12 protein-coding genes are annotated in these 10,782 nt (G+C 36.6%); 11 read left to right on the top strand and 1 reads right to left on the bottom strand.

Annotated elements, in window-relative coordinates; genetic code table 11:
• Nucleotides 1–99 precede the first annotated feature (99 nt).
• The 9 genes from PR725_RS14360 to PR725_RS14320 all read left to right on the top strand — a co-directional run bounded on the left by PR725_RS14360 (nucleotide 100) and on the right by PR725_RS14320 (nucleotide 8,152).
• Entirely contained in the window at nucleotides 100–489 is a 390-nt protein-coding gene (locus PR725_RS14360; RefSeq protein WP_004263121.1) for a helix-turn-helix domain-containing protein, read from the top strand.
• Nucleotides 490–571: 82 nt separating this feature from the next.
• Nucleotides 572–1,135 (top strand): fimbrial protein, encoded by a 564-nt coding sequence (locus tag PR725_RS14355; protein WP_004266219.1) that lies wholly within the window; start codon nucleotides 572–574, stop codon nucleotides 1,133–1,135.
• A gap of 66 nt (nucleotides 1,136–1,201) precedes the next feature.
• Nucleotides 1,202–1,747 (top strand): fimbrial protein, encoded by a 546-nt coding sequence (locus PR725_RS14350; RefSeq protein ID WP_238562716.1) that lies wholly within the window; start codon nucleotides 1,202–1,204, stop codon nucleotides 1,745–1,747.
• A 29-nt stretch (nucleotides 1,748–1,776) separates the two neighbouring features.
• On the top strand, nucleotides 1,777–4,308 hold the full coding sequence (locus PR725_RS14345) for an outer membrane usher protein (protein WP_042851471.1): 2,532 nt from the start codon (nucleotides 1,777–1,779) through the stop codon (nucleotides 4,306–4,308).
• A 13-nt stretch (nucleotides 4,309–4,321) separates the two neighbouring features.
• On the top strand, nucleotides 4,322–5,071 hold the full coding sequence (locus tag PR725_RS14340) for a fimbria/pilus periplasmic chaperone (RefSeq protein WP_109912302.1): 750 nt from the start codon (nucleotides 4,322–4,324) through the stop codon (nucleotides 5,069–5,071).
• 8 nt (nucleotides 5,072–5,079) lie between these two features.
• Nucleotides 5,080–5,697 (top strand): fimbrial protein, encoded by a 618-nt coding sequence (locus PR725_RS14335; RefSeq protein WP_210845132.1) that lies wholly within the window; start codon nucleotides 5,080–5,082, stop codon nucleotides 5,695–5,697.
• Nucleotides 5,698–5,736: 39 nt separating this feature from the next.
• Nucleotides 5,737–6,303: a fimbrial protein gene (locus PR725_RS14330; protein WP_123382670.1), complete on the top strand. Its 567-nt coding sequence runs from the start codon at nucleotides 5,737–5,739 to the stop codon at nucleotides 6,301–6,303.
• 13 nt (nucleotides 6,304–6,316) lie between these two features.
• Nucleotides 6,317–7,318, top strand: a complete 1,002-nt coding sequence (locus PR725_RS14325) for a fimbrial protein (RefSeq protein ID WP_004266213.1) — start codon at nucleotides 6,317–6,319, stop codon at nucleotides 7,316–7,318.
• Between the two features lie 294 nt (nucleotides 7,319–7,612).
• A complete protein-coding gene (locus PR725_RS14320; protein ID WP_004266212.1) occupies nucleotides 7,613–8,152 on the top strand; it encodes a DUF2058 domain-containing protein in 540 nt (179 codons plus the stop codon).
• Nucleotides 8,153–8,254: 102 nt separating this feature from the next.
• On the opposite strand, the gene PR725_RS14315 is transcribed toward PR725_RS14320, so the two are convergent.
• On the bottom strand, nucleotides 8,255–8,944 hold the full coding sequence (locus PR725_RS14315; protein ID WP_004266211.1) for an RluA family pseudouridine synthase: 690 nt from the start codon (nucleotides 8,942–8,944) through the stop codon (nucleotides 8,255–8,257).
• Nucleotides 8,945–9,133: 189 nt separating this feature from the next.
• Between PR725_RS14315 and PR725_RS14310 the strand changes: the two genes are divergently transcribed.
• Complete coding sequence (locus tag PR725_RS14310; protein WP_042851702.1) at nucleotides 9,134–9,610, top strand: cold-shock protein; 477 nt, start codon at nucleotides 9,134–9,136, stop codon at nucleotides 9,608–9,610.
• Nucleotides 9,611–9,980: 370 nt separating this feature from the next.
• A complete protein-coding gene (locus PR725_RS14305) occupies nucleotides 9,981–10,721 on the top strand; it encodes a MurR/RpiR family transcriptional regulator (RefSeq protein ID WP_109912305.1) in 741 nt (246 codons plus the stop codon).
• The last annotated feature ends 61 nt before the right edge of the window (nucleotides 10,722–10,782 follow it).

Genomic DNA, 10,782 nt, shown 5'->3' with positions numbered 1-10,782 from the left:
TTTTGTTGCGTTTTTTTTGCATTTCAAAAAATAAATTGTTCACTTTATAAGCGGTTCTGATTGTTTTGCCACATTACACAAGGCTTTAATTGGTGAGATATGAAAAGTAATAAATTAAAGACCAGTATAGATAGCTTTCAGAAAATACTAACTGAACAAATTGGCATGGAATTATCGCATCTTAGAAAAGAGAAAGGGCTTAGTGGTAGTGATCTAGCTAAAAAATTAAAGATATCACAACAACAAATATCTCGTTATGAAAGAGGAATATGTAGCATTAATTGTGGAATGCTATTTTCAATTTTATTTTATCTAGAAATTAGCCCGAGTGCATTTTTTGAAAGTGTATCATTGAAAATAAATGAAAAAAATCCTAGTGCTAATTCATTTATTCATAATAGTGAATGCTTATCCGATGAAAAGGATAACTACCATTATATTTTTAATCGACAAACAGAAATTATTTTAAATTCTTTATACAGCAAATAGTTATTTTAAAAATAATAAATTCTAACTATGCCCTACATCATGTTGGGTAATCATCACGTTGTTATATATAAATGAGGTTCAAATGAAAAAAGTATTTTTAGCCGCGCTAGTTTCTGCCGCTATTGCATCTCCAGCACTTGCTGATCAAGGGCATGGTAAAGTCACATTTAAAGGTGAAATCATTGATGCACCTTGCTCAATTAGTTCAGATTCTATTGACCAAACAGTATGGTTAGGCCAAATCGCTAACTCTGTTTTAGCGAATGGTGGTACTTCTAGCGCGAAGCAATTCAATATTGAATTGGAAGACTGTGTATTCCCGAAAGATGCAGATGATAAAGTGTACAACGATAAAGTGAGTATCACATTCTCTGGTGCTAGCGCTGCTTTCAACTCTAAATTACTCGGTGTAACAGGCTTAGATGCAACAGACCCAACTATTGCTGGCAACGTGGGTATTCAATTAACGGATACTAATGGTGCAGCGTTAAATATGGGAGTTGCAACAGCTCAAGAACACCAATTACAAGCGGGTGATAATACATTGCGTTATAGCGCTTATGTACAAGGTGCAAACGTTGCGGTTGATAAAATTCCATTAGGTAAATTCGAAGGCGTAACTAACTTTACCTTAACTTATAACTAATTGATTAGTTTAAGAGGAATACCTTTGTGTTCCTCTACTAATCACCAAATTAAGTCAGAGGTTAAAGTGAAAGGATTTATCTATTTGCGAAGAAAAGTATCTTCTCTATTTCTTCTAACATTATTTCTTTCGCCACAAATGGCTGCATCATCTCATGGATGGGGAAAAGTCACGATGAATGGCGAAATAGTCGATACTGCCTGCGCAATAGATATTGGGTCTAGGGATCAGACCATTAATATGGGGGTGCTTCCAACAAGCTATATTCGTGAAGTTGGGAAAGGCCCCATAAAAGAATTCAATATTAAGCTCATTGATTGTCGTTGGGAAAAATATTCGAAAGATAATAACGAATGGAATTCACTCGAAGTCACTTTTGATGGTCCATCAGAAGGTGATTTTTTCACACTCTCGGGTGAAGCAAAAGGAGTGCAATTGGCATTGCATGATATATCGGGATATTCCATTACACCAGGAAAGCCATTACCCGCATTAGGAATTACGCCAGGGACAATGATCCTGAAATATCAAATGCAATTAGTCACCAATTATCATCCTGTTAAAGCGGGTAATTACCAAACCTTATTAAGGTTCAAGGTCGATTATTATTAATTCTAAGAAATTATATTGGTGTTTTAGGGATGTTTTTTATGTTTTTTAAACAACACAAAATAAATATAATAACGACAACGATAATGATTACATTTGGATCATTATCCGCTCAGTTATATGCTGCCGATACCATACAATTTAATACGGCATTATTTGATTTAGAAGACAAAAAAAACATTGATATTAAGCAATTCTCACGTGCAGGCTATATTATGCCTGGTATTTATCCCCTCAAAGTACAAGTAAATAAAGAAACTTTACCTGAGCAACGGTTTTCATTCTATGCGCCAGAAAACGACCCTGAAGATAGCCTCGTTTGTATCACACCAGAACAAGTCCAGCAGCTAGGATTAACAGCTAGTTCGTTGAAGCAAATTACGTGGTGGCATAATAATGAGTGTCTTGATTTACGCAGTTTGCCTGGCTTTCAAGCTCGAGGGGATTTATCTGACTCTACGTTGTATCTGAGTATACCTCAAGCCTACCTTGAATATAGAACAGCTAACTGGGATCCGCCTTCTTTGTGGGATGAAGGAATTTCAGGGGCTATTTTAGACTACAATATAAACGCAAGAGCGAATAAGCCTCATGATAACAATAGCAACTATAATGTGACAGCAAATGGTGTCGCAGGTGTGAACCTTGGTGCATGGCGCTTTAGGGGAGATTGGCAGGGGCGTGCTCAACGAGAAACTGGCTCGAATAGTAAAAATGAGCATGACTTTCAATGGAGCCGACTATACGCCTATAAAGCGTTAACCAGTATTAAAGCGAAATTGACCTTGGGTGAGGACTATTTTAACACCGATTTATTCGATAGTTTTCGATTTACAGGTGTTGGCTTACGCTCTGATATCTTAATGTTACCACCTAATTTACGTGGGTATGCACCTGAAATAACAGGTGTTGCTACGACAAATGCGACGGTGATTGTTAGCCAACAAGGGCGAATTATTTATCAAGAACAAGTCGCCGCGGGTCCTTTCCGTATTCAAAATTTAAGTGATGCGACGACGGGAAAACTGGATGTTCGAATCGAAGAGCAGGATGGTTCGGTTCAAGAATATCAGGTTGAAACAGCCAATATCCCTTATTTAACTCGACCAGGTAGTATTCGATATAAACTAGCGATGGGTCGCCCAACGGATATGGATCATCATGTCAATGGAGATACATTTGCGAGTGGTGAAATGTCGTGGGGTGTCACTAATGGTTGGTCATTGCTTGCTGGTTCATTAAATAGCCAAGACTATAATGCATTCAACGTGGGTGTCGGTCGTGACTTATTGGCATTTGGTGCCTTATCTTTCGATATTACGCATTCTATTGCAAATATTCCTAATGATAAAAAACTCACAGGTAATTCTTATCGAATAAACTATTCAAAACGTTTTGATGACTATGATAGCCAAGTTCAGTTCGCAGGTTACCGATTCTCAGAACGCAGTTTTATGACTGTAACCGATTTTTTAACGGCTAAAGATTCAGGTGAGCGTCAAGGTAGTAATAAAGAAATGTATGTGATCTCTTTAAATAAAAACTTTAGAGAATCGAGAATTACAGCTTATTTAAACTACTCGCACCAAACCTATTGGGATAAGCCAGAAAGTAATCGCTACAATTTAATGGTGACAAAAACCTTAGATTGGGGAAGCCTGAAGAATATTAATATTTCGTTATCGGCCTATCGTAATAAATATAACGAAACAAATGATGATGGCCTGTATATCTCAGCTTCAATGCCTTGGGGAAATGGTGCAAATATTGGTTATTCATTACAAGCAACACGGGATGATACTGTTAATCGAGCAACCTATTATGACAAATTGTCAGATAGAACCAATTATCAAGTCAGTGCAGGTTCGACCAACAAAGGTGGAACCGCAAGCACCTATATTACCCATTATGGTGATAATACTAAGTTAACTGCGAATGCCAGCTATATTCATAATAATTACACATCATTTGGGGTAGGGGCACAAGGCGGATTTACCATGACTTTAAATGGTGCGGATGCTCATCGAGTCTCAAATATTGGCGGAACTCGTTTGCTCATTGACACTGATGGTGTGGCTAAAATTCCCGTATCAGACCGAGGGATACCTATTGCATCAAATGCATTTGGTAAAGTGGTTGTCCCTGATTTAAATAGCTACTACCGCAGTAAAGTTAAAGTCGATTTAAATGCATTACCGAATAATGCCGAGGTAACGGATTCTATTGTTCAAGCGACATTAACAGAAGGCGCGATTGGCTATCGCAAATTTAATGTGTTGTCTGGTGAAAAGATGATGCTTTCAATGCGTATGTCTGACGGTTCTGCACCGCCATTTGGCGCTCAGATCACGAATTTGAAAGGAAAAGAAACGGGAATAGTCACTGATAATGGATATGCCTATGTTAGTGGTATCAACCCAAATGAAGTCATGATTATTCATTGGGGTGGTGAAGCACAATGTGAAATTAATTTTCCTGAAAATTTAGAAACAATTAACCAAGGATTATTTATTCCTTGTAAACCATTATCAAATAAACGTAATGAAGCAGATAATAATCTGTAAATGAGTGATTGCTATGAAAAAATTAACTAATTTATATATCAGTACTATTTTATTAAGCAGTTTAGTTAGCGGAAGCGCATTCTCGGCAATTGCTTTAGATAGAACCCGAGTTATTTTTAATGGCGATCAAAAAAGCGTTTCAATTACTATTACTAATAAAAATAACCAGCTACCTTATTTGGCTCAAGGGTGGATTGAAAATATTCAAGGGGTAAAAATCAATTCACCGTTTGCTGTATTACCGCCGGTACAGCGAGTTGAACCCGAAAAATCAAGCCAAGTCCGTATTGAGGCGCTTCCTGAAATTAGTCAGTTACCGCAGGATAGAGAAAGTGTTTATTACTTTAATTTAAGGGAGATCCCGCCAAAAAGTGATAAACCGAATGTTTTGCAATTAGCGTTACAGAGCAAAATTAAATTATTTTATCGTCCTAAAAGTATCATGCTAAGCGAAACAGAAATGCTGAATAACCCTTGGCAAGAAAAAACACAGCTTATTAAGCAAGGTGACCAATATATCATTAAAAACCCAACTCCCTTTTATATCACGATTATTGGTGCGGCTGAGCGAAAAAATTCACCGGTAAATCAGAATTTTAAGGCAGTTATGGTTGCACCATTTAGTGAAGAAAAATTAGGAGTTCCAAGTTCTACTGTGGGGGCAAATCCGGTATTGACCTATATAAATGACTATGGTGGCCGGCCAAAACTTCAATTTAAATGTCAAGCAAATACATGTCAGGTTGTTCCTGAAAGTAAATAGAGAGGAAAATGATGATTAATCAAAAAAGCTTTTCCTTACTCTTTGGATTATCTCTCATATTTCATTCAGCTGTGATATATGCGGCCTCAAATAATGCCTTTTATAACACAACAGGTAATTGGGATGTTGAAGGTGCAAATGGTAAAATTTTCGTTTATGGCTCATTAACGGAGAGTGCATGCCATTTATCGATGGATTCTGCATTTCAATCCGTTGATTTAGGAAATATTGAAACTGCATCATTAAAAACAATTGGCGCCCAAGGCCACAAGACGCCGGTAAACATCGAGTTATTGGATTGTATCGAAACCCCAACGGTTTTGAGAAACAATAAATCCGGTAATGTCACATGGAGTCTTTCTCAGCCAGGTATGAAAATTAGGTTTATCACGCCAGTTGTCCCTTTTAGGCCGAACATAGCGAGAGTTGAAGGTGTGAATGGGCTTGGATTACAGATAACTAATCCTAAAGGAAAAGAAATTGCTTTTGGTGAGTACAGTGAACCTGAGCTTATTTCTCCGGGGCAAAATATTTTAACTTATTATGTAACTCCCGTAAGAATCGCAGAAAAATTACAGGCTGGAGCTTATCGAAGTGTTATTTCTTTTCAAATAACGTATGAATAATCTTAATAGATTTTCTGATATAGCATTGAAGGTATTTATATGAATAACTTAAATTTCAATTTTTATAAATTTAAAAAAATAATACTCTCGATGCTATTAAGTTTGTTATTTTTTCCGTTACCGAGTCAGGCAAAAAATGGTCAAATCGGTGAAGTTAAGATACGAGGACAACTTGTCGCAGAAGCTTGTACAGTAAGACCTGGTGATGAAAATATCATTGTGGACTTTGGTACTATTGTTAATAAATACCTCTATATTAACCAAAAAACACCACTTGAAAATTTTAATATTCATTTAGATGACTGTGATAATAGTATCTTTAGAACGGTGACCGTTAAGTTTACAGGAAGCGAAAATACCCATTTACCAGGCCTTCTTGCATTAGATTCTGGCAGCATGGCTTCGGGTATCGGAATTGAAATCTTAGAATTTAGTGGTAAAAAAATTCCTATTAATAGTACGACGCCTGCATACAATTTAGAGAATGGCACGAATATTTTAAGTTTTAATGCGAATGTGCAAGGGGAACCTGATGCAATAAAAAATAAAAGTATTGCGTTTGGCCATTTTACTGCAACCGCTATTTTTAGTTTAATTTATGATTAAGGTATCAGTAACAATGAAGATGTTAATATTACTTCTCGCAACCTTATTATTTTCCCCGACTATTTTTGCTTTCCAGTGTAAAACTAATGGAGGACAAGAAGTTGGTGGGGGAACACAAAGTATTTATGATGTTCCTCTAGATAATGATATTTTTGCTGTACCTAATCGTATAAATGAATTTGCGGATGTGAGTGATTTTATGACCTGCCGTAATGAAGCCCCTAGTGCTTATGTTGATTATTTAAATGTGACTGGTGCTGACCTTGGTCCCACATTTAAGAATAACCCAGAATTAAAAGCGGGAGTGGTCGTGCGTGGTGCTTACTATTTAGCACCATTTAGCGGTAAAGAAATTCAAGTATTTCGTTTAACCACAGCAAGTGAACCTTTACAAATTAAATTATATTTACAGGTAAATGTTAAACCAACGCCATCAGTTTTGGTAAGAAAAGGCGATTTGCTGATGACGTTAGATCTCCATAAATATGCGACATTTGTAAATAGTAATCAGCATATTGACCATGCTTATTTTAAATGGAATTTCTACGCAGGTAATGATGTAGTTGTTGGAACGGGTACGTGTGATATCAATGATAACCAAATCATCATTGTTGATTTTGAAACAGTAAATGCATCGGGTATTTCAACAGTGGGAAGTGCAAGCCGTTTTCAACGTAACGCAGAAATCACTTATAGTTGTGAAGATAATAATCTGACAGCGCCAATAAAGATGATTATTAGCGGAGAAACTTCGACTTTTTCATCTGACGCTTTACTTGTTAGAACTGGAGATATTGGTAGTCAAGGTCCTATTATGCCGGGATTAGGTGTTGAGATTTATCATCAAGGGCAAAGAGTTTCCCCTATGAATGGGCATTTCGATTCAAAAATAGAAAATGGGCATGGTAGAGACACACTAATGTTTACGCTAGTTAAAAAACCTAATTTATCGCCAAATGAATTGATAGAAGGCCAGTTTAGTTCAGCAGCTACCATTATTATGTCCACTCCGTAGTTATTGAAATAGAGAGGTTTTTATGTGGATGAAAGCCTCTATTTTTTCTCATCAGCTCTCTATGGTTACTGAGTAAATCGTGCCTATAAAAAATCACAATATATTGATGGTTTTTTATAAACACATTTTAGATTAGACAAAATAAGTTAAACACGCCGAATTTTGAATTATCCTCGTTAGCATATTTTCTTAAATAACATCACATAATTTCTCTATCAATGAAGCTCAAAGCCTATCAGGTCTCAGCGGCTAAAGGTATAATCACATAATTATCTGATAGATTTAGAGGCGAAGATGGCAAAACTCACCTTACAAGAGCAAATGCTAAAAGCAGGATTAGTCACCAGTAAGAAGATGGCTAAAGTGCAAAGAACGGCTAAAAAATCACGCGTTCAAGCGCGTGAAGCAAGGGAAGCCGTAGAAGAGAATAAAAAAGCACAGCTTGAACGTGATAAGCAATTAAGCGAACAGCATAAGCAAATGGTGCAATCCAAAGAGTTTAAAGCGCAAGTTAAACAACTTATTGAGATGAATAAAGTTGATATTTCAAAGGGAGATATTAGTTTTAATTTCACCGATAACAATGTGATCAAGCAAGTTGTTGTAGATAAAATAACACAAACACAATTGATCAGCGGTCGTCTGGCGATTGCCCGTTTAGCGATTGAGAATAGTGATAACAATGAGTATGTGATTATCCCTGCAAGTGTAGCGGATAAAATAACCCAAAGGGATGCGGATAGTATCGTACTCAATAATGCGCTCAGCCAAGAAGAACAAGATGAAGATGACCCGTACGCGGACTTTAAGATCCCTGACGACCTGATGTGGTAATATTCGTCATAACTTAAATTGAAGTACGGCTAGCGATGTGCACTTACAGGGCAGAGCAATTTATTTTACCAGTCATAAAATGAGACAGTGGTTACTTGGGCGTTAAAACGGGCTCGCACAGCGAGTATTAACGCTTTCTTGGCTAATGGGATGAACAAAATGCAGTTCGCTGGCGTGCAACATGAGCCGAGATGCATGCTCTGGTATTTGGCCCCCATATAGGTCACAGCCTAATATAGGGTGGCCTAATTGTTGGCAATGGATACGAAGCTGATGCGTTCGACCCGTTTCTGGAATTAATTGGACTCGGGTTACTGGAAGCAATGTGCCATTATCTAGTGGGTGATACAGACGTTCAATCACGTGATAGTGGGAGCGGGCAGGTTTGCCATTAATTTCGCAAAGAGACATGCGAGGAAACAGTGCTGGGTCTCTTGCTATTGCAGCATCAATGATACCCTCATCATCAGTTAAGTGACCACAAAGTAGAGCTTGATATACTTTAATTACCGTTCGCTGGCTAAATTGTTGGCTCAGAGCGGCATTCACTGCTTTATTACGTGCAATCACCATTAATCCTGAAGTGCCAAAATCGAGTCGGTGAACAAGAGTACATTCAGGGAAGATTTGTACTAATCGGTAATGCACTGAATCTAAGTTTTGTGGGTTTTTTCCAGAAAGGCTTAGTAGGCCACTCGGCTTATTAATAAGAGCAAGATGTTCATCCTGGTAGATAATTTCTATCTTACCGTGGCAGGGCGGCGCAATAAAGGTGTCGATGATTTCAGTCATTAGCCTTTCCAACAAAGAATAGCGGTTGATAATAACCAATTTTTAGTATGCAGGCGAATGCTTGCTACTTGCATCACGTAAATTTATCACTCAGACTAAAAGTAAAGCCGTAGTCTGCACACGCATTGTGCTCTATACTGCGCGTTGTAAAAACTGAATCAATAAAAGATTAATTAGGCGGTAATGGCGATGAATGGAACGATCACAACATGGTTCGAAGATAAAGGTTTTGGATTTATCAAAGATGAGAATGGCGATAACCGTTATTTTCATGTGGTTAAAGTTGCCAACCCTGAGTTGATTAAAAAAAATGCTGTAGTCACTTTCGAACCGACGACAAATAATAAAGGGTTGTCTGCATTTGCAGTCAAAGTCATACCTGAAAGCAAATATATTTATATTGCGGGTGAGCGCATTAAGATTACATCTATAAAATCTTATCGCGTTTATTCGGTGGACGTGCCTGCCGATACACGTATTGATAAAGAAAATACTGTGTTATCTATTGGTGCATTGATGAACAGCATTAAACCTAAATCAGATAAACCGGACCAAATGCGCTCCTTGAAAAAATTAGAAATTAGCACATTACATGGTACTGCTTTAACATTTTCGGAAGATGAAATTGATATTGATGAAGCTGTGAAGCAACTCAAATTTAAGTGATTTTTTGTAAGGCAAATAGCGCTCAAGGGAAGCGCTATTTGCTTGTTTATCATGTTATTCTTTCTTCTACTATTCAGTACTAGAAAGCATCAGATTGACGACGAGCTCCCTAGTGAGAACACTCAATGTACCGTGTTTGTAATGGTGCTGATGAAGTAGCTGAATTATTTGTATAAAAGGTATCACAAAGGAAACAACCTATTGTGATACCAATTTTTCCTCGATTACTGTCGCATTTCACAAAAATCACTTCTTAAATTCAACATCGGTTGCTCATTTAACGTATAATCAATCGATTGGTTGCCTATATTGACTTTATTATCATAAAAAGAATGACTTCTGGGTTAATTAGGCTGATTAAGGGGGGGATATGTTGGATTTCTTAAAAAATTACGATAATTTAACCATTAGCGAAAAAAAAGTTTTAAAATACCTGACTGATAACATTACGGATATCCCTTACTTAAATATTAATGAGCTGGTTGCTAAAACCTTTGTTTCTAAAACAGTTATCATTAATTTATCGCAAAAATTAGGGTTTAGTGGGTTTAAAGAGCTTAAATTTCAGATTAATAATTATATTTTAACAAAAAATAAGACTGAAAAAATTATCCCGTCATCTTATAAAAAACAACTCGAAAAAAATATTAATAAAAGCTTTACGTTAATTAATGAAGAGCAAATTAGTGATTGTGCTAAAATACTACATAAATCGAGAAATATTTTTATTGTTGCAAGAGGAACAAGCAAAGCGGTTGGTTATTACCTTGAGCATTTGCTATTTGCGTTAGGACTACACTGTTTTTTCATTAATGACTACAATTTATCTGACTCTTTCACTCGATTAGTTAGCAAAGATGACACTGTCATTTTTATCTCGCTATCTGGTGGAACAAAAAAAATTATTGAAACAGCAAAAATTGTGCAATTAAAAGGGGCGAATATTATTAGCATGACCGCTTTTAATACCAATGAATTAACCACTTATACTGATAATACTCTGTTTTGTTTTGCCGATAATTTTGATACTAAAAGGGATGATACCAAATCCAGAATTGGCTTTTTTATTTTAGTTGATTTACTTATCAATGAATTAGAAAACCTACTTTAAACTTCCTTTTTTACTTCCTAAAAAAATTTCACCTGTCTTTCATTTTTATTTTTGGCAATGA

This window comes from Providencia sp. PROV255 (assembly GCF_028478065.1).
GTDB lineage: Bacteria > Pseudomonadota > Gammaproteobacteria > Enterobacterales > Enterobacteriaceae > Providencia > Providencia rettgeri.
The sequence above is the reverse complement of the archived record's forward strand: the minus strand, read 5'-3'. Positions and strand labels throughout refer to the sequence as shown.